General features: G+C 70.6%; 19 protein-coding genes. 10 read left to right on the forward strand and 9 right to left on the reverse strand.

Annotation, left to right across the window (positions count from 1 at the left end):
- Positions 1-143: 143 nt before the first annotated feature.
- The 4 genes from KYK13_RS15555 to KYK13_RS15570 all read left to right on the forward strand — a co-directional run bounded on the left by KYK13_RS15555 (position 144) and on the right by KYK13_RS15570 (position 3,571).
- Positions 144-728: a hypothetical protein gene (locus KYK13_RS15555; protein ID WP_223645222.1), complete on the forward strand. Its 585-nt coding sequence runs from the start codon at positions 144-146 to the stop codon at positions 726-728.
- A 220-nt stretch (positions 729-948) separates the two neighbouring features.
- On the forward strand, positions 949-2,082 hold the full coding sequence (locus KYK13_RS15560; RefSeq protein WP_223645223.1) for a serine/threonine-protein kinase: 1,134 nt from the start codon (positions 949-951) through the stop codon (positions 2,080-2,082).
- 64 nt (positions 2,083-2,146) lie between these two features.
- Positions 2,147-3,154, forward strand: a complete 1,008-nt coding sequence (locus tag KYK13_RS15565) for a dipeptidase (RefSeq protein WP_370645420.1) — start codon at positions 2,147-2,149, stop codon at positions 3,152-3,154.
- A gap of 36 nt (positions 3,155-3,190) precedes the next feature.
- Positions 3,191-3,571: a hypothetical protein gene (locus tag KYK13_RS15570; protein ID WP_223645225.1), complete on the forward strand. Its 381-nt coding sequence runs from the start codon at positions 3,191-3,193 to the stop codon at positions 3,569-3,571.
- Positions 3,572-3,573: 2 nt separating this feature from the next.
- Here KYK13_RS15570 and KYK13_RS15575 read toward each other — a convergent pair whose 3' ends face one another.
- Genes KYK13_RS15575 through KYK13_RS15590 form a run of 4 tightly spaced genes read right to left on the reverse strand, consistent with a single transcriptional unit; the run spans position 3,574 to position 6,033 of the window.
- Positions 3,574-3,936, reverse strand: a complete 363-nt coding sequence (locus KYK13_RS15575) for a carboxymuconolactone decarboxylase family protein (protein WP_223645226.1) — start codon at positions 3,934-3,936, stop codon at positions 3,574-3,576.
- A gap of 30 nt (positions 3,937-3,966) precedes the next feature.
- On the reverse strand, positions 3,967-4,236 hold the full coding sequence (locus KYK13_RS15580; protein WP_223645227.1) for a peroxidase: 270 nt from the start codon (positions 4,234-4,236) through the stop codon (positions 3,967-3,969).
- Positions 4,237-4,270: 34 nt separating this feature from the next.
- Positions 4,271-5,056, reverse strand: a complete 786-nt coding sequence (locus KYK13_RS15585; RefSeq protein ID WP_223645228.1) for an alpha/beta fold hydrolase — start codon at positions 5,054-5,056, stop codon at positions 4,271-4,273.
- Positions 5,057-5,091: 35 nt separating this feature from the next.
- The gene (locus KYK13_RS15590) at positions 5,092-6,033 is read right to left on the reverse strand and encodes a magnesium transporter CorA family protein (RefSeq protein ID WP_223645229.1); all 942 of its coding nucleotides are present in this window, start codon (positions 6,031-6,033) and stop codon (positions 5,092-5,094) included.
- Positions 6,034-6,121: 88 nt separating this feature from the next.
- Here KYK13_RS15590 and KYK13_RS15595 point away from each other — a divergent pair, with 88 nt between their 5' ends.
- The 3 genes from KYK13_RS15595 to KYK13_RS15605 are packed head-to-tail and all read left to right on the forward strand — an operon-like array spanning position 6,122 to position 9,296.
- Entirely contained in the window at positions 6,122-7,264 is a 1,143-nt protein-coding gene (locus tag KYK13_RS15595) for a hypothetical protein (RefSeq protein WP_223645230.1), read from the forward strand.
- Between the two features lie 23 nt (positions 7,265-7,287).
- On the forward strand, positions 7,288-8,103 hold the full coding sequence (locus KYK13_RS15600) for an HAD-IIB family hydrolase (protein ID WP_223645231.1): 816 nt from the start codon (positions 7,288-7,290) through the stop codon (positions 8,101-8,103).
- Positions 8,100-9,296: a class I SAM-dependent rRNA methyltransferase gene (locus KYK13_RS15605; RefSeq protein WP_223645232.1), complete on the forward strand. Its 1,197-nt coding sequence runs from the start codon at positions 8,100-8,102 to the stop codon at positions 9,294-9,296. Before KYK13_RS15600 ends, KYK13_RS15605 begins: the two co-directional genes overlap by 4 nt.
- A gap of 64 nt (positions 9,297-9,360) precedes the next feature.
- On the opposite strand, the gene KYK13_RS15610 is transcribed toward KYK13_RS15605, so the two are convergent.
- Genes KYK13_RS15610 through KYK13_RS15620 form a run of 3 tightly spaced genes read right to left on the reverse strand, consistent with a single transcriptional unit; the run spans position 9,361 to position 11,270 of the window.
- On the reverse strand, positions 9,361-9,867 hold the full coding sequence (locus KYK13_RS15610; protein WP_223645233.1) for a hypothetical protein: 507 nt from the start codon (positions 9,865-9,867) through the stop codon (positions 9,361-9,363).
- Positions 9,864-10,292 carry a hypothetical protein gene (locus tag KYK13_RS15615; RefSeq protein ID WP_223645234.1) on the reverse strand — a complete coding sequence of 143 codons (429 nt, stop codon included), beginning with the start codon at positions 10,290-10,292 and terminating at the stop codon, positions 9,864-9,866. Before KYK13_RS15615 ends, KYK13_RS15610 begins: the two co-directional genes overlap by 4 nt.
- Positions 10,293-10,328: 36 nt before the next feature.
- Positions 10,329-11,270, reverse strand: coding sequence for a hypothetical protein (locus KYK13_RS15620; protein WP_223645235.1), 942 nt, complete (start codon positions 11,268-11,270; stop codon positions 10,329-10,331).
- A 201-nt stretch (positions 11,271-11,471) separates the two neighbouring features.
- On the opposite strand from KYK13_RS15620, the gene KYK13_RS15625 reads away from it, so the two are divergent.
- From KYK13_RS15625 to KYK13_RS15635, 3 genes are all read left to right on the forward strand, one after another.
- Entirely contained in the window at positions 11,472-12,107 is a 636-nt protein-coding gene (locus tag KYK13_RS15625) for an alpha/beta hydrolase (protein ID WP_223645236.1), read from the forward strand.
- Between the two features lie 158 nt (positions 12,108-12,265).
- Complete coding sequence (locus KYK13_RS15630) at positions 12,266-14,083, forward strand: S8 family serine peptidase (protein WP_223645237.1); 1,818 nt, start codon at positions 12,266-12,268, stop codon at positions 14,081-14,083.
- Positions 14,080-14,295, forward strand: coding sequence for a DUF5818 domain-containing protein (locus tag KYK13_RS15635; RefSeq protein ID WP_223645238.1), 216 nt, complete (start codon positions 14,080-14,082; stop codon positions 14,293-14,295). Before KYK13_RS15630 ends, KYK13_RS15635 begins: the two co-directional genes overlap by 4 nt.
- 39 nt (positions 14,296-14,334) lie before the next feature.
- On the opposite strand, the gene KYK13_RS15640 is transcribed toward KYK13_RS15635, so the two are convergent.
- Together KYK13_RS15640 and KYK13_RS15645 are read right to left on the reverse strand one after the other, a co-directional pair.
- Entirely contained in the window at positions 14,335-15,507 is a 1,173-nt protein-coding gene (locus KYK13_RS15640; protein WP_223645239.1) for a type II CAAX endopeptidase family protein, read from the reverse strand.
- 79 nt (positions 15,508-15,586) lie between these two features.
- Positions 15,587-18,142, reverse strand: coding sequence for a 1-acyl-sn-glycerol-3-phosphate acyltransferase (locus KYK13_RS15645; protein WP_223645240.1), 2,556 nt, complete (start codon positions 18,140-18,142; stop codon positions 15,587-15,589).
- Positions 18,143-18,148 lie beyond the last annotated feature (6 nt).

An 18,148-nucleotide genomic window follows, 5' to 3' on the forward strand; every position in this document is an offset into this window, starting at 1 on the left:
CCTTCCGCCCCTGCGCATGGCCCCGCGCGCTGACAAGCGCTGTGCAGGGGCGGGGGGAACGACCAGTTTCTGCCCAACGCCGGGGAACAAATCACCGGCATCGAGAACACACTCACAGGGGGCGGTCACACATGCGGAAGCTCATGATTGCGGTCACGGCGGTCGCGGGTCTGACGATGGTCACCGGTTGCAAGCGGGATGATGTCCAGGCGCAGCGCGAGGATGTGGCCGAGGCCCGTCAGGAAGCCGCGCACGAGACGGCGGAGGCGCGCCGGGACGAGAGCAAGGAAGTGGCCTCGGCGCAGCAGAACGCCAACGAGGACATCGCGGAGGCGCACCGGGACGCCAACGAGAAGATCGCCAGCGCCAATGACGACGTGCGCGACGAGGAGAAGGACCTGGCCGAGGCCCAGTCCAACCGCAACGCGGACCTGGCCGAGGGCGGCTCCGGCATGGCCGGCACCACCAGCGCCGCGGCGGCCACCACCGTCAACGGCCGCGTGCTGTCCAAGTCCGGCGACACGCTGACGCTGGTGGACAGCACCAACAAGGAGCTGAAGATCAAGACCAACGACAAGACCGCGGTGATGGACAACGCCAGCCGCGCGGTGAAGCTGGACGACATCAAGGAAGGCTCGCAGGTGCGCGCCTCCTACGTGATGGACGGCAAGGACATGGTCGCCCGCGACGTCACCCTGGTGGCGCCGGTGAAGAAGATGGACAAGTAGCCCCGCGCCTCACGCGCCTGACGTCCCGAGCGGACAGGGGAAGTACTTGAAAGGCAGCGGCTCCCACCTTCGCGGTGGGGGCCGTTTCCTTTTTTGTCGGGGAGCTGCCCGGTGGGGTCGGATGGGAATGTCTGACCCGGGTGGTAGGACGCGTGCGTGAGGAATTCCTCATGCCTTCCCGCCCCCGGGAAGCGCCACTCCCGTCAGGAGCGTCACCGCGATGGCCACCCATCCCCCCGCGTCTTCCGCGTCCCGGCCCTTCATCCTCTTCACCACCGGGGCCACGTCCTATGAGCTGGTGCGCTACCTGGGGTCGCGCGCCGGCGGGGAGCTGCTGCTCGCCCGCCGGCACTACGCGCGCACGCCGGGCGGGCTGGTGCTGATCAAACGCCTGCGCGACGTGACGGATGACGTGGCGCGGGCGCGGCTGCGCGAAGAGGTGAAGCTGCTCATGCGGCTGTCCCACCCGGCCATCGCGCCGGTGTACCTGGTGCGGGTGCACGACGGCGCGCCCCACCTGGTGACGGAGTACGTGGACGGGCCGTGCCTGGAGACGCTGTCCAGCTTCGCGGCGCTGCGGCGGCGGCCCTTCTCGGAGGCCTTCGCCGCGTACGTGGGCGCGGAGGTGGCGGACGCGCTCCACCACGCCCATTCGCTGGAGGACGCGCGCGGCCTGCCGGTGGGCGTGGTCCACCGCGACGTCAGCCCCCGCTCGCTGCGCGTGGACGTGCACGGGCGGGTGCGGCTGTCGGACTTCGCGCTCGCGTGGTCGCGGCTGCCCGGGCGCGTGGTGACGGAGCCGGGGCTCGTGCGCGGGGACGTGGCCTATGCGTCGCCGGAGGCGCTGGAGGGGCTGCCGTTGGATGGCCGCGCGGACCTGTTCTCCCTGGGCATGGTGCTGCTGGAGCTGCTCACCGGCCTGCACCTGCTGGACCTGGAGGACGTGGAGCGCGCCGCGCAGCAGGCCCAGCCCGTGCCCGGGACGCGCGGGCTGTGCGCGGAGACGCCCAGCTGGCTCCCCGCGCCGCTGATGGCCGCGCGCATGGCGTGCCTGACGCCGGCGCACGTGGAGCAGGCCACGCGGGGGCTGTCGCCGGGCATGCGGGCCGTGCTCCAGCAGGTGCTCCAGCGCGACCGCGACCTGCGCTTCCAGACGGGCGCGCAGCTGCGGGACGCGCTCCGGGACCTGCTGAACGCGCAAGGCCGGCCCTATGGTCCTCACGAAGCGCTGCGCGAGGTGGCGGAGGTGCGTACGGACGCGCTCGTGGGCCCGGCGGGGGAGGCGGAGGCGGGGCTCCCGCTGGAGGACGACCTCTGGGATGGCTGCGATGACGATGGCGCGGAGTGGACGTGAGGCGTGATGGACGGGGGGCCCGGGGCGCTTGTCATCCCGGGAGGCCGTGGCGAAGACTGCTGGCATGGGTGACGTGAAGGAGCTGCACCGTCAGTGGTGCATCGCGGACGGGCACGCGGACTCGTTGATGTGGAACCGCGACCTGTGCGAGCGGTCCTCGGAGGGGCACGTGGACTTCCCCCGCCTGCGCGAGGCGGGGGTGAAGCTGCAGTGCTTCACGCTGGTGACCCGGGGCTTCCCGTTCATTGGCGGCTTCCCGCTGTTCGCCGCGTGGCGCAAGTGGCCCCGCGAGGCGCGCGGCAGCGAGTGGACGCGCGCGCTCTGGCAGATTGGACGGCTGGACGCCTTCTGCGCCCGCTCCGGGGACACCGTGCGCATCGCCACCACCGGGGCGGGGCTGGAGGACAACCTCGCCCACGGGCGGCTGTCGGCGGTGCTCGGCGTGGAGGGGGGCCACGCGATTGAAGGCCAGGTGGAGCGGCTCGCGGAGCTGCACCGGCGCGGCGTGCGCTTCATGGGGCTCACGCACCTGTCCAACAACGCCCTGGGCGGTTCGTCCTTTCCCATGATGGGCAACCGCGGGCTGACGGCCCTGGGCCACCAGGTGATGGAGGAGATGGCCCGCCTGGGCATGAGCGTGGACGTGGCGCACGCCTCCGAGCAGACGCTCGCGGACCTCTTCGCGCACCCCACGGTGCGCTACTTCTGTTCGCACACGGGGGTGCGCGCCGCGGGCGGTGGCTGGCGCAACCTGTCCGACGAGGCGCTGCGCACCATTGCCCGGCGCGGCGGCGTGGTGGGCATCATCCTGGCGCCGGTGTACCTGGGCGGCGACACGTGGGACGACGTCGTCCGCCACGTGGAGCACGCGGTGGACATCATGGGCGAGGAGGGCGTGGGCGTGGGCTCGGACTACGACGGCATGGTGGCGCTGCCCCGGGGCATGCGGGACGTGACGGATTTGCCGCGACTCACGGAAGCCCTGCTCAAACGGCACCCGGAGTCCTGGGTGGAACGTGTGATGGGTGGCAACTTGCGGCGTTACTTCCGCGAGACGCTCGGCGGCGGTTGACAGCGAAAAACCGGTCGAAAAGAGTCGCCGGCACTCATGAACCGCCTTCCTCTCGCGCTCCTGTCCCTCGTCGGTTTCCTCCTCCTTCCCGGCTGTGGCGGGCCGAGCTCGGGCGACTCGTGCAGTGACCGTGACTTCGTGTGCCAGGACGGCGCGCAGGCGCTGGAGTGCCGCAACGGCACCTGGCGTCCGCTGGCGTGCCGCGGGCCGCTGGGATGCCGGGAGCTGGCGGACAGCGTGCGGTGCGACACGTCCCTCAACCAGGAGAACGACGGCTGCGCGATGTCCGCCGAGGGCAAGGGCGTGTGCAGCCCGAACGGGCGCGCGCTCCTCACCTGCAAGCAGGGCGTGCTGGTGAAGACGGCGGATTGCTCCTCGTGCGCCGTGCAGGACAACCAGGCCGTCTGCCAGCCGTGACGTCAGCGCTCGGGGTCCCCTCCGGAGGCCGGCGGTGGGGCTCCCGGCGGCGGCGCGGGCAGGTAGCCGCCCGCGGCCATGCGCTTCCCGGACCGCTCGTACATGGCCGGTGAGAGGCCCTGGACGCCGGTGCCGTCAATCCACCGGTTGTAGAAGTTGAAGAGGGCGCAGACGGAGACGGCGTCGTAGACGGCCTCATCCGACCAGCCGGCCACCTTCAGGCGCTCCACGTCCTCGCGGCGCACGTCACCGGGCGTGTCGTTGAGCCGGTCCACGAAGGCGAACAACGCCTTCTCGGCCTCCGGGATGGGGGCCGTCTTCACGTCGTCCAGCACCGCCTGCACGTGCTGCGTGCTGCCCAGCAATTCCGCCGCGACCGCGGCGTGTGAGCCCGTTCAAAACACGCAGGCGTTGCGCCTCGACGTGTACGCGGCGATGAGCTCCCGCAGGCCCGCGGACAGCGGGGACGGGCCGCGCATCACCTCGTGGGTGAAGGCGGACAGCGCGTCCGTCATGCGCGGCTTGAACGCGAACAGGTGCCAGATGCCCGGTGGCGTCATGCCCCCGGCCCGCGCCATGGCGATCATCGTCCCGTAGGTTCCGTCGGATTCATGCGACTCGACGTCGGGCAGGTACATGCTTTGCGGAGCGGGGGACGGCTTCATCGCACTTCCTGGCGAAAGGGCAGCAGGTGCCCCATCAGGCCAGCGACGCGAGGAAGCTGTCCAGCACCGCGTTGAAGGCCTCCGGCTGTTCCTGGTTGGGCAGGTGCGCCGCGCCTGGAATGACCTCCAGCCGCGCGCCCTGCACCAGGTCCGCCATCTGCTTCGCCTTCGTCAGGGGCGTCACGGTGTCGTGCTCGCCGACGACAACGAGCGCGGGCCCCGCGTAGCGCGCGAGCAGGTCCTTGCTGTCCAGCCGCAGCGCCATGCCCCGCTGCGCGGCGGCGATGGACTCCGGCGACACGGACATGCCCAGCTTCGTCACCTCGCGGCCCACCGGGGACTCCGGCCCCGCGTGGACCAGCTTGGGCACCAGCCCCGGGATGACGGACGCCGTGCCCTCCTTCAGCGCCTGCTGCGCGGTGGCCTCGCGCTTGTCCTTCCCCGCGGCGTCGTCCGCGGTGCACTGCGTGTCCGAAAGCACCAGCCCGCGCACCCGGCCCGCGTCCTCGCGCAGGAGCGCCAGCGCCGCGTAGCCGCCCATGGACACGCCGCCCACCACCGCGGAGTCGATGTTCAGCGCGTCCAGCAGCGCGAGCGCGTCCTGCGCCAGCTTGCGCATCTCCGTGGGGCCTTCGCCCAGGCGGCTCTGCCCGAAGCCTCTCAGGTCCGGCACGAGGAAGCGGTAGCGCCCGGACAGCGCGGACACCTGCCGGTCGAACGCGGAGCCATCCAGCGGGAAGGCGTGCATGAGGAGCACCGGCAGCCCCTGGCCCACGTCCCGGTAGTGCAGCGGAATCCCATCCACGGCGACCGTCAGCATGCGTGCCTCCTCGCGGCCCGTCTCAGGGTGCGGCGTCAGATCCACTTCTTGTACTTGAACCAGGCGACGAGCCCCAGCGGGAAGCCCACCATGGTCGCCCACATGGCGGTGTACCAGCCCCGTCCCGTCAACTGCTCGAAGTTCTGCCCGAAGAAACCCACGATGAAGGACAGGGGCAGGAAGAGGGTGGCGAAGATGGTGAGCTGCTTGCTGATGTCGTTGGTGCGGTTGGCCACCATGGACAGGTAGCCGTCCATCACGTTGCCCACGACGTCGCGGCTGGAGTCGATCTGCTCGTACAGCCGCACCAGGTGGTCGTAGACGTCGCGGAAGTACAGCGTCGTCTTCTCCTGGATCTGCGGGATGCCCCGGCGCGACAGCATGCCCACCACGTCCCGCTGCGGGGACAGCACGCGGCGCAGCGTCACCAGCGCGCGCTTGAGCGCGAAGATGCGCTGGAGGTGCTCCGGATCCGGCTCCGCGAAGATGGCGTCCTCCAGGTCGTCCAGCTGGTCGCTGAAGTCGTCCATGATGGGGAACTGCGCGTCCACGAGCGCGTCCGCGAGCAGGTACAGGATGACGTCCACGCCCCGGCCCAGCGTGCCCGCGGGGTCGTCCATCACGCGCCGCCGGACGCCTTCATGGCTGGGCAGCTTCAGCGCGTGCACGCTGATGATCCAGTCCTGCGCGAGGAAGAAGTGCTGCTCGTGCAGCGTGAGCTCCGTGACGTCCGGCCCGCAGCTGAAGCCCTGCAGCACGATGAACTGGTGGTGCGGGTACTCCTCCAGCTTGGGCCGCTGGTCCAGCGTCAGGCAGTCCTCCACGGCCAGGCGGTGGAGCTGGAAGCGCTCGGCCAGCCGGCCCATCACCTCCGCGTCCGGCTCCAGCACGTCGATCCACTTGGTCCCCGGCCGGTCGAGCAGTTCTTCGCCCCCCGAGACAGCCCTGCCGTCCTCCCACAGACAGACCTGGATCATTTCCGTGGACTCCCCGGCCCGACAGTTGGGCCCGGGACGCTTGCTAGAACTCCCCGGACGCGATGTCGAGCGGTAGAGTGGGGGCAACGTGTCCGCTGCCGCCGAGAATCCCCCGCCGGCCTCCCTGACCCCGAGGCTCGAACAAATCCTCCAGTCGCTGCCCGACCGCGCCTTCGCCGCGCGGCTGCGCGCGGTGTACCTCGCCGCGGCCCAGGCCATCTCCCGGCTGAGCGACCTGGACCTGGTGAAGTATGAAACACCGGTCGTCGACGCCAGCCCCGACCTGTCGCTGTGGGAGGAGATGGCGCCCGTCATCCGCGACACGGTGATGGACGTCAACGGGCTGCTCAACGTCATCCGCGAGCAGTTCCCCGGCGCGCCGCCGCCGTCCGCGTCACGCAAGGGCCCCGGGGACGTGCCGGCCATGCTCCAGGACGGGATGGCGCGGCTCGCCCAGAGCATCACCCAGCTGGGCGAGGCCATGCGAAACCCGTCCGTGGTGAGCGACCGCTGGCAGCTGTTGGCGGAAATCCAACGCTTCCGGTCCGACTACCGCGAACAGATGAGCCAGCTCGTCTTCGAGTCCGCGAGCACCTTCGGCGAGGTGTCGCGCGCCCAGGTGGTGCCCGGCTACGAGGCGGAGGTGAAGGCGGCCGTCACGGTGCGCGCCATCACGTCCGACCTGTCGCGCATCGTCGCGGCGCGGCTCAACAAGGTGCGCGACGCGAAGCCGGAGGAGGTGCTGTGGAACGCGCAGCAGCTCCAGACGGAGCTGGACGCCTTCGGCCGCACCGCGGCGTACCGGAACCTGCGCGCCCAGGACAAGCGCCACATCGTGGAGGCCCGCGCGGAGGTGGGCGCGCTCGCGCTGGAGTCCGCCCCGGAGAAGCAGCGGCTGCTCACGTTGACGCAAGCGCTGGAGGAGCTGGTGCGAGGCCTGTCCGCGATGAACCAGCGCCAGCTGCTCATCCTCCACGACCGCGAGGTCTGGGCCGCGTGCGGCGTGCGCCTGGAGCGAGCGCTGTCCCAGTCCAAGAAGGACCCGGTCGCGTCCGCCAAGGCGCTGGCGGAGGCCGCGGCCAGCGCGCAGTCGCTCTACGGGCGGGATCCCACGATGGATGCGTTCCTGCGCAAGGCGCGCAAGCTGAAGCTCGCCGCGCTCACCGGCCCGGAGCTGCTCTCCACCATCGAGTCCTTCCAGGCCCAGCTCGCGCAACTGGATGTGATGTGACGGCCGCGAGGAAACTGGAGGTCGTGGAGCCGCGTCCCCTGCGGCAGGCGGACCTGTCCGGCGTGCAGGGCGTCTTCACCGACGTGGACGGCACGCTGACGACGGGCCACAAGCTGCGCAGCCAGACGGTGCGCGCCCTGGAGCAGCTCACGGAGTCCGGACTGCGCGTGGTGCTGGTGAGCGGCCGCCCGGCGGGGTGGGGCGAGGCCTGGGCCCGGCAGCTCCCGGTGGACGGCGTCGTCGTGGAGAACGGCGGGCTGTTCTTCCTCAAGGACGCGAAGGGGCAGCTGCGCAAGGTGTACCTGGAGCCGCCCGCGCAGCGCGTGGCCAACCGCCAGCGCCTGGAGCAGGAGGTCCAGCGGGTGCTCGCCCAGGTGCCGGGGGCGCGGCTGTCCGTGGACAGCCGCTACACGGAAGTGGACCTGGCGGTGGATTACAACGAGGAGGCCCGGCTGGGGGATGAAGGGGCCACCCGCATCGAGTCGCTCCTGCGGGCGCGGGGCGTGACGGCGGTGCGCTCGTCGGTGCACATCAACTGCTGGCTGGGCCGCTTCGACAAGCTCTCCGCGTCGCGCCGCTTCGCGAAGGTGGCGTGGGGCGAGACGCTGGACCCCGCGGACGGGCGGTATGTCTACGCGGGGGATTCTTTCAACGACGCTCCGATGTTCCAGGCGTTCAAGCTGGGCGTGGGCGTGGCCAACGTGCGCGCGGTGTTGGATCGCATCGACGCGCCGCCGGCCTTCATCACCCGGGCGCCCGAGGGGCGGGGCTTCGAGGAGCTGGCTCGCGCCCTCCTCGCCCGCCGCCGGACGGCCCGCAGTCGAGGAGTTTCAACGTGAATGTCGTGAAGCTGGAGCTGGCCCGGGGCCTGGGGCGTCACCTGCGCGCGGGGCACCCGTGGGTGTTCCGCAAGGCCCTGGAGCACGTGCCGCGGATTCCGCCCGGCAGCGTGGTGGACCTGACGGAGAACGGGAAGTTCGTCGCGCGCGGGTACTACGACCCGCACTCGGCCATCGCGGTGCGCGTGCTCACGCGGGACTCGCGCGAGACGGTGGACGCGCGCTTCATCACCCAGCGCGTGCAGCGCGCCCTGGCCGCGCGCACGGCGCTCATCGACCTGAAGGACACGGACAGCTACCGCCTCATCCACGGCGAGGGCGACGGCCTGCCCGGCGTGGTGGTGGACCTGTACGCGGGCTGGGCGGTCATGAAGCTCTACTCCGCGGGCCTCACCCCGTACCGGCCCCTCATCGTGGAGGCGCTGAAGGCGGGCGTCCCGGGCCTCAAGGGCATCATCGGCCGCGACGAGGTGGGGCGCGACGACGTGGAGGAGGATGACGGGCGCGGCAGCGGGAAGATGCTGTGGGGCGAGGAGGCCCCGGAGCTCATCCCCATCCGCGAGCGCGGCGCCATCTTCCTGGTGGACGCGTGGAAGGGACAGAAGACGGGCTTCTTCCTGGACCAGCGTGAGAACCGCTTCCTCATCCGCCGCCTGGGACAGGGGAGGGACGTGCTCAACTGCTTCAGCTTCAGCGGCGGCTTCTCCGTGAACGCGGCGCTCGGCGGCGCCAACAGCGTCTTCTCCGTGGATCAGGACCCGGAGGCCATCGCGCTGGCGCGGGAGAACTTCACGCGCAACGGGCTGCCCGCGGCGAAGCACGACTTCCTGGCGGCGGACGTCTTCGCCCTCATCCAATCGTTCAAGGAGGAGGGCCGCACCTTCGACCTCATCATCCTGGACCCGCCCGCCTTCGCGAAGAGCCAGCGCGCGGTGGAGGCGGCCGTGGACGGCTACGCGTCCCTCAACCGGCAGGCCCTGGCGCTGCTGCGCCCCGGCGGCCTCCTGGCCACGGCGTCGTGCTCCGCGCGCGTGACGGGGGACATGTTCATGGGCGCCGTGCGCGAGGCGGGCTTCAAGGCCGGCGTGGACCTGGCCCTGGTGGAGGAGCGCTACCAGCCGCCGGACCACCCCGTGCGCCTGCAGTTCCCGGAAGGGAAGTACCTCAAGTTCTACGTGATGCAGTCGGTGTAGCGGGAGCCTCCAGCCCTCGGGGCGCGCCGGCCATCGGGCGCGCCTCCCAGGGGGCGTGGGGGGCTCAGGTGCCGAAGACCTTGTGGGCCACGCGGTCCAGCACGTCCTTGCCCCAGACGATGCTGGCCTTGCCCAGCCGGTCCAGGTCGCGGGTGAACTCGCGGCCGTCCGGCACGACTTCGTAGGTGCGGGTCAGGAAGAGGTTGCCGGTGGCGGGCTCGAAGTCCACGTTGCCGCCGCCGGTGTCCGTGCCTTCCTCCTGCTGCTGCCGGAAGCCCTCGATGATGCCGGGCTTGGGCGGCTCGCGGAACCGGTAGATGAGGGCGCTGCACTTGAGCGCGGGCGGGGACTCGACGTGCTCGAAGGCGTACTGGCCCTCGCCGTTCATCATCCCGCCCAGGCCCTCGGCGTTGAGGCCCTCGGTGACGCCGGCGCCCTGGGACTGGAGGTACCACTTCACCAGCTGCCGGGCCGCGTCGCGCGTCATCGGCCCCCCCGAAGGCGGCGCGGGACGCGCCAGGCCCATGGAGGACAGCAGCCACTGAATCTTGCTGGAGAAGGAGCTGATCACTTCGCGGGGATGACGCGGTCCGCGACGCGGTTGAACACTTCGTCGCCCCACACGAGGCTGGCTTCCACGAGCCGGTCCACGTCTTCCTTGAACTGCTGCTGCGCGGGCAGCACGCCGTAGATGCGGCTCAGGAAGAGGCTCTTGTTCTCGGACTCGTAGTCCACCTTGCCGCCGCCGGTGTCCGTGCCCTTCTTCTCTTCGTCACGGAACCCGTCGATGACGCCCGGACGGGGCGCGTCGCGGAAGCGGTAGATGAGGGCGCTGCACTTCAGCGCCCCCGTGTCCTTCACATGCTCGAAGTAGACCTGGGCTTCGCCAAGAGCGGCGCCGCCAAATCCCTTCGCGTTCAGCCCGGAAGCCTGTGCATCGCCTCCGTGGGCCTGGATGAATGACTGCACCAGTCGCTGGGCATCTTCGAGCGTCATACGTGCAGTCATACCAGTCCAGGCCCAGGATGAGAACTAGCCCGCGCGCGCCTGGTCGAACGGGACGCGCTGGTTGAGGTACGTGTCGTTGATGTTGTGCGCGCCGGAGAAGATGCTCTTCTCGGAGAAGTAGCGGATCTTCGCGTCCTTGCCCGCGTGCTTCAGCAGGTCCAGGGGGCCCTTGCCGCTGGTGCCCAGGCCGAAGAGGCCGGGGACGGGGTCCTTGTCGTTGACGTAGTGGACGTACTTGGGGCCGTCCGGGTAGGTCGCCGCCGCGGCGCCGAAGGTCTCCACGGAGACCTTGCCCAGCTTCTCCTGGACCTGGGCGGGGGACATCCCGTCTTCGATGCGCAGCCGCTTGGCCACGTCGCTCAGCGCGCGGCTGGTGATGAGGCCACCCTGGCTGTGCGCCATCAGGTGCACGTCACGGCCGGCCTTCAGCTCCGTGTAGAGCGAGTCCGCCAGCGTGTCCACGGCCGGGTTCTTGCCCTTGTCCATCTTGTCCGTGATGCACTGGCCCAGGTCCTTGAAGAAGCCCTCGGTGGAGTTGTGGATGCCGATGGTCTTCTGGCCCGTCTTGTCCGCGATGGCCTGCAGCGTGGCCTCCTGGCCCGCCTTGTCCGTCATCATGCCGTTCACGTAGATGATGGTGCCCGGCTGCTTCACGCCGTTCTTGGGCTCGTAGGCGGGGATCTGGCTCAGCGGGGTGCTGGCGTCGAAGGCCTGCCCGCCCTTGCCGACAATCTTGCCGTCATAGGCCTTGTCCTTCGCGCCGGCCGGAGCGGTGAAGACGCCCGTGGGGGCCACGGTGCGCACCGCGCTGTTCGTCGACTTGGCGTCGAACCCGTCCTTCACGGTGTTGGCCGGCTTCGCCGTCGCCGGGGCGGCCGGCTTGGCCGCGGGGGCCGTGTTGGTCGTCCCCGTCGTCGAAGGGGTGCGCGCGATGGTGTTGTTGGAGGTGCGCCCGATGGTTCCCATGGCTTGAGGCTCCTGCGGTGTGCGGATTTTTGAAGGGAGGGGGGAAAGCGTATTGCGTTGATCCATTCTCCCCCGAACCGCCGAAAAGTTGCGAGCAGGTCACGGAATGTGCGTAACGCGATGCGGCGCGGGAAATCCAGAAGGGGACGGCGGCGGGAATCCGCTCCGAGCGGGACCCAGGGGGGCGATTAAGGTGGGGGCATGGTCCAGAAAGGTCAGTTCCTGGAGCGCTCCACGCTCATCCCGGTGGGCTCGGACGGCGCGGTGATGGAGGGCACGGTGCACCGGGGCCAGAAGTCGCCGCCGCTGCTCATCCTGCCGCCCCGGCCGGAGGAGGGCGGGGGGATGGACCACGTCGTGGCGGCGGAGCTGGCCTTCGCGGTGGCGAGGGCGGGTTTTCCCACCCTGCGCTTCAACCACCGGGGCGTGGGGGCCAGCCAGGGCGCACGGGGCACCGGCGGGGCGCTGGTGGAGGATGCGGAGGCCGCGATGCGGGTGGCGCTGGAGAACGCGGGGACGACGGCGCTCGCGGTGGCGTCGCTGCACGGCGGGGCCCGGGTGGCGCTGGCGCTCCAGGAGCGGCACCCGGCGGTGGGCGGACTGTGTCTGGTGGCGCCGGATGTGGACCCGCTGTCGCTCGTGCGACTGTCGTGTCCGCTGCTGGTGATCGTGGGGGAGGCGGACACGCGGGTGCCCCGGGCGGCGCTGGCCGCCGCTGTCGCGGAGGCCGGGGGCGATTTAGAGGTCATCGATGATGCCGGGCCCACCTTCCATCGCAACCTTCCGCAGGTGGGGCGGGCGGCGGCGGCGTGGCTCCAGCGGCTGTCGGGTGGGTAGGTCGGTGGCGTGCAAACCGTTGGACTTCTTCACCTTTCTTCATCCCCTGTGCCTTGCACGGCCGGCCTGGGGGCGGACAGACTGAAAGCGCAGACCCAATCGTCCCGCCGTGCGTTCGTAGTGGGTCTTCGAGGCGTCTTCGTTCAAGGAGTGTCCCGATGCGGATGAGGCGATGGAACGTGGTTCTCGCGGCGCTGGCCTTGTCGGCCTCGGCGTGTGCTTCCGCGTCGAGGGAGCCGGAGGCCCCGGCCAGGCAGGACCTGGCAGCCGCGGAGGCGGAGGTGTCCCGGGCGGTGGCGGAGGGCTCGGACGACGTGGTGTCCGGCGCCATCGTGGTGGACTTCAAGGACGGCACCACGAAGGAACAGTTCGACGCCTGGGAGCAGGAGTGGGGCGTGGACCTGGAGTTCAACTCCGTGGAGGGCCCCCAGTCGGGCGTCACGCTGGCGGTGGGCGTGGACGACGTGGAGTCCGTGCTCCAGCGCATCCGGCAGAACCCGGCGGTGGAGTCCGCCGAGCCGCTCATGCAACTGCGCACCAGCTACACGCCGAACGACCCCCAGTTCGAGGCCCAGTGGAACCTCCGGATGATCGACATGCCGAAGGCGTGGGACGGCAACCGGGGCAAGGGCGTGGTGGTGGCGGTCATCGACACGGGCATCGCCTACGAGGACTACGGCGACTTCAAGCAGGTGCCGGACCTCAAGGGCGTGTCGTTCGTGAAGGGCTATGACTTCGTCAACGACGACGAGCACGCCAACGACGACCACGGCCACGGCACGCACGTGGCGGGCACCATCGCGCAGGCCACCAACAATGGCGAGGGCGTGGCGGGCGTGGCCTTCGAAGCGACGCTGATGCCGCTCAAGGTGCTCAACCACTTCGGCAGCGGCACCAGCGCGGACATCGCGGACGCCATCCGCTTCGCGGCGGACCACGACGCGAAGGTCATCAACATGTCGCTGGGCGGCGGCCTGTACTCGCAGGTCATGGCCAGCGCGGTGGACTACGCGCGCAAGAAGGGCGTCACCGTGGTGGCCGCGGCGGGCAACACCGGGCGGGGCCGGGTGGAGTTCCCCGCGGCGTACCCGGGCGCGGTGGCGGTGAGCGCGGTGGGCCCGTCCGGCACGCGCGCGCCGTACTCCTCCTACGGCAAGGAGCTGGACATCGCGGCGCCCGGTGGTGACAAGAGCCAGGGCGAGACGGGCGGCATCCTGCAGAACACCATCGACCCGCGGGATCCCTCGCGCTCCATCTACGCCTGGTACCAGGGCACCAGCATGGCCGCGCCGCACGTGGCCGCCGTCGCCGCGATGCTCTACGGCGCGGGCGCCACGACGCCGGACGAGGTGGAGCAGGCGCTCTACACCGGCGCGAAGGCGACGGAGAATCAGGCCTGGTCTGAGGAGTACGGCCACGGCGTGCTCAACGCCAACGCGTCGCTGCAGGCCTTCAACCAGGGCGCCGGTCCCCGCTGGCCTCCGCTGGGCTGGGCCGCGGTGCTGCTCGCGGTGGTGTTGCTCACGCTGCGCGGCCGTGAGCGTCCGGGCTACCTCAACGTGCTCTTCCGCCCGACGTTCCTCGTGTCGCTGGTGCTCTCCACGGTGGGCTTCTTCTTCCTGCGCACCTGGTTCGCGGGCGCGGCCGGCCCGGCCCACGACGTGGTGAGCGTGGCATCGCTGCCCATCCCGGACTGGCAGAAGATCATCTTCGGCCGGAACACAGTGAACCCGCTGTTCTACAGCGCGCTCATCCCGCTGGTGCTGTCGCTGCCGGCCATCGCGTGGCGGGGCTTCCGTCCGGCGGTGGGCGGCCTGGCGCTGGGCTTCGCGGGCTTCCTTTCCTACGCGGCGTGGGTGGGCGCTCCGGCGCTCGCATGGATGCCCTTCACCTTCCTGGCGAAGCCGTGGCTGGGCTTCAACACGGTGGTGTGCCTCGTCATCGCTCGCGCGATGCTCAAGCGGGAGGACGCATGAAGCTCTCCGGCACGGTGCAGTACCAGGACCTGGAGGGCGGTGTGTGGGTGCTGAAGGCCGACGACGGCCGGACGTACCAACTCGCGGGCGGTGACCGGAAGATCAAGAAGGACGGTCAGCGCATCACGGCCGAAGGCAGCATCCAGCGTGACGCCGTCACCGCCGCCATGGTGGGGCCGGTGTTCCACGTCTCGTCGTACAAGCCGGACTGAAACGGCGTCCGGCTCTGGAGTGAAGGGACGGCCCTGCCCTCAGCGGCGGGGCTTGTCCTTGGCGGGGGCCTGGCCCTCCGACTGCCGGAGCCGCTCTTCTTCGTAGGCCTCCATGGGCACCTCGCCCCGGCGCGCGGCCGCGCGAAGCTGCCGCAGGGCCTTGCGCTCCGCCTGGAGCGCCGGGTCCGCGTCCTTGCCCAGCGGCTCCACCGGGTGCTGGACGTCGTAGACGCTCAGGGACACGCCGCGCCCGTCCACGAGGCCCAGCCCCACCAGCGACAGCGTGGCCGCCACCACCCAGGGCACCAATTGGACGGCGAAGAGGGGCGCGGGCTTCGTGGCGCGCACCTCCTCGGCGCTGGCAGCCCTGCCTCGCCCCCACACGGAGGGGAAGTGCCGGGACGCGGCGCGCAGCCCCAACAGCGCCGACCAGCCGAACAGCGCCAGCCCCACCACCGCGCGCCAGTCCGTCACGTCGTCCGAGCCCCCTTCGTTCCCGAGGCCCGAGTGCGTGGCGATGAGGAACAGCGCCGACGACACGATGTTGTTCGCCGCGTGCGCGGCGATGCCCGGCCACAGCGAGCCGGTGCGCAGGAAGAGCCAGCCGAACAGCAGCCCCAGCTCCGCCCGCGCGAGGAAGCCCACCGGATCCAGGTGGAAGGCGCTGAACACCACGGACGTGATGATCAGCGCGCGCCAGGGGGAAGCCGGGGCCGGCGGCGTCAGGGCGCGCTGGAAGAGGCCGCGGAAGAAGAACTCCTCGCACAGCGGCGCGGCCACGGACACGCCGCCCAGGAGCAGCGCCAGCTCCACGGGTGACTGGCCCTCGAAGAGGCGCGAGGCGTCGAACATCTCCCGCAGCCACTCGGGGGCCACCCGCTGCGCGAGGAACTGCACGGGCACCACCACGGCGATGAAGTTCGCCATGCCCAGCAGGAAGCCGAACAGGGCGGCAGGCCCCTGGAACGGCGTGAGGCCCGTGTACGCAGCGGGCCGGAACCCGGAGTCGCGCAGGATGATCCACGCGAGGCCGAGGAAGAGGAACACCTCCGTGAACCACACGCCGAAGGCGGGGTTGAGCAACTGGACGACCGCGCCCAGCGTCACAAAGAGGCCAAAGGCCACGGCCGCGGCGAGCACGGGGTGGGGCGGCGACAGCGGCCCGGGGGCCTCCGCCGGCCGCGGGTCGCTGGGAGGGGAGGCTTCGTCCACCGTGTCGTCTCCTGCCCCCCTTTCCGTCAGGCGGAAGAGGGGTGGGGTGCCGCGTTCGCTTCGAGGGACGGGCGCTGCTTCAGGCCCGGTGGAGGTAGCCGCGGATCTCCTCCGCGAGCGGGTTCTTCCGGGGCAGCTCCGCCGCCGCGGCCGGGTCTCCCAGCCGCAGCTTCTTGTCCTCCTCCACGAGGATGCGCTGATCCAACAGGTACTCCACCGCGTTCTCCAGCGTCGTCTTCGCCAGCGACTCGGCGGCGGTGATGCGGCCGGCGTTGTACTCGCCGCGCCCCGTCTCCAGCGCCAGCTTGACGAACGACTTGCGGTCGGTGGCCACGCCCGCAGCCACGTCCGGCAACGTCATGGCGGCCAGCAGGTAGGCCTCCAGGAAGTCGCGCAAGAGGTCCGCGAGGAACTCCAGGTCCGGCTGGGCATGGGCCTCCGGCGCGCGCGTGAGCGTGTCGCCCTCGTGGATGACCAGGCCCATGCGCACGAGCCGCTCCACGCACTCGGCGAAGATGGTGTCGAACGACGCGCCCACCCGGTAGATGAACTCCACCTTGAAGAGGCGCGACAGGAACAGCGCGCGGGCCTTCACGGTGTCGTACGGCGCGGGCGTGCCCGCCAGCAGCGCGTTGGCCACCAGGCTGCGCGCGGCCACCAGGTTCATCAGCGTGTTCTTGTAGAAGGACATCTCCGGGCGGCGTGAATCCTCCACCTGGTAGCTGACCTCGCCACGCGCCTCCTGCGTGCGCACCATCTCGTCGGAGATGAACTCGCGCATCGCGTCCTGGATGGGGCCCAGTGTCTCCGGGTTGCTCGGCGCGTTGGCCAGCTCCTTGGACAGCCGCGCGCCGTCCTCGGAGGCGATGCGGCGCAGCAGGCTGATCCGGTCCGTGAGCTCGCGCTGGGTGAGGCCGCGCCGGCGGTGGGCCAGCAGCGACGCGCTCACCAGCGCGTGCGGCGTGACGGTGGACACCTTGCTGATGCCATACATCACGCGGTTGCCCAGCGCGCGCACCAGGCCCTTCTTCTGCTCGTCCGTCACCGGCTCCTGCGGCGACAGGCCACGCGCCTTCATGAACTCCACCAGCGACAGCGGCTCGTCGAACGTCAGGTGGATGCGCCCATAGCGCGCGGCCAGCACCTTGGGCGCGCTCAGGAGCGCCTTCAGGTCCTCCGGCTTCTTCTCCCCGCCGGCCAGCTCCTTCGAGTAGCTGTCGGACTCCACGACCTTCTCGTAGTCGATGGAGACGGGCACGAAGTAGAGGTCGTTGCGAGCGCCGTCCAGCACCGCCTCCACCTGCCACGTGAGCATGCCCAGCTTGGGCGTGAGCAGCTTGCCCGTGCGCGAGCGGCCGCCCTCCGGGAAGAACTCCTGGTGGATGCCGTCGTGCACCAGCTTCTTGATGTACGCCTTGAAGGACGCGGCGTAGACCTTGTCGCCCTTGAACGAGCGGCGCAGGAAGAACGCGCCGCAACGGCGGAACAGCACGCCCAGGGGCCAGAAGGACAGGTTCGCGCCCGCGGCCACCAGCGGCGCGGTGTAGCCCCGGTTCCAGAGCACCCAGCTCATCACCAGGTAGTCCACGTGGCTCTTGTGGCTGGGGCAGAGCACGACCGGCGCCTTGCCCGCGGCCTTGAGCGCGCGGTGCAGGCCCGCCTCGTCCACGCCGATGCCGTCGTAGATGCGGTTGAACACCCACTCCAGCACCGGCGCGATGACCGCCAGGACGGACGGGTTGGGCTTGGCCGCGATGGCCTCCAGGTTGCGCTTCGCCTCGCGGTACACGCTCGAGGACTTGCGGCCCGTGGCGGCGGCGTGCTCGTCCAGCGCCTTGCGCAGCTGGCGGTCGCGCAGCGTCTCCTCGATGAGCCGGTCCGTGGGCTTCTGCGGCGGACCGAACACCGCGCGCGTCTCCCGCGCGAGGAACACGTGCAGCGTGCTGCGCACCTTGCGCGCCAGCACCTCGTCGCTGACGCCCGGGTTCTCCTCGATGAAGCGGCGCAGGTCGATGGGCTCACCCACGCGGAACTGCGCGCGCTTGTAGTTGCGGAAGAACGCCACCATGGAGTGCACGAAGCCCGGCGCCTCCGGGCTTCCGAACACCACGTCTCGCCAGCCCGGCTTGAGCTTCGCGGGGCGCTTCTCCCAGACGAACAGCTCCGGCACCAGGAACACCGGCCGCTCGGAGGCTCGCGCCAGCCGCACCAGGGCAGGGAAGGGGTCCTCGCGCGTCTCCTTGCCGGAGGCGTGCAGGAGCGCCGTGCGGCGCAGGAACACCAGGCCGCTGCCGCCCTGCTCGCGGGCGTAGCGGAAGCGCTCCTCCACCGCGCCGCCCTGGGCCGTCTGGCGCCAGGGGCGGGTGAACCAGGGGCGCAGGTTCACCACCGCGCGGATGGGGGGCATGGCCCGGCGGACCATGGCCCACGCGATGTAGAGGAAGTTGATCCACGCGGTGGTGCGCATGACGTGCACCACGAAGCCCCGGGCGCTGAGCACGCGCAGCTCGTTCTCGGCTTCGGGCGGGAAATGCACCCCGTCGAAGTACCGAGCCCCGAGCACCCGGGACATGGGACCAAATTCCTCCTTCAAGGCCTCTCCTTGCGTCTCGGTCGGCGCCAGCGCGGTGTCCATCGCAGC

It is taken from the genome of Corallococcus sp. EGB (assembly GCF_019968905.1).
In the GTDB taxonomy this organism is placed as follows: domain Bacteria; phylum Myxococcota; class Myxococcia; order Myxococcales; family Myxococcaceae; genus Corallococcus.